This is a genomic window from Tepidimonas fonticaldi, from assembly GCF_001675355.1.
In the GTDB taxonomy this organism is placed as follows: domain Bacteria; phylum Pseudomonadota; class Gammaproteobacteria; order Burkholderiales; family Burkholderiaceae_C; genus Tepidimonas; species Tepidimonas fonticaldi.
Window position 1 is genome coordinate 1 of sequence record NZ_LZDH01000060.1, and the last position, 594, is coordinate 594.

General features: G+C 39.9%; 1 protein-coding gene. It reads left to right on the top strand.

Translation table 11 applies throughout. The features are described 5' to 3' along the window. The coding region (locus A9O67_RS13190) for an anaerobic C4-dicarboxylate transporter family protein (protein WP_331711363.1) at nt 1-477 on the top strand (477 nt) is incomplete at its 5' end. Nucleotides 478-594: the final 117 nt, after the last annotated feature.

Genomic DNA, 594 nt, shown 5'->3' on the forward strand with positions numbered 1-594 from the left:
TTCTGTCGTGTTAATACTGATGCAATCTTGAACTCAAGTACCTTTAAAGCAGGTATGAGCGCATGTACTTGTATTGTAGGTGTTGCTGGGTTAGGTGATACTTTCGTACAGCATAACATTGACTGGATCAAAGAAACTGCCGGTGATTTAATCCATGAGCACGCGTGGATGTTAGCGGTAATTAGCTTCTTCTGTTCTGCTTTACTATACTCACAAGCTGCAACAGCAAAAGCATTGATGCCTATGGCATTAGCGCTGAATGTAAGCCCATTAACGGCTATCGCATCATTCTCTGCGGTTTCTGGTCTATTTATTCTGCCTACTTACCCAACACTGGTTGCAGCAGTACAAATGGATGATACAGGGACAACACGTATTGGCCGATTTGTCTTTAACCATCCATTCTTTATTCCAGGTACCATCGCTGTCGCATTAGCTGTTTCATTCGGCTTCATATTCGGCGGTATGATCCTATAGTTTATATTAGTATCAATTAATATTATAAAGACCCGTGCAAATCGCACGGGTTTTCTATGCCTACATATAACATATTATTTTTGTTATTCTATACAAAGTCACGGAGGAAATTATAAA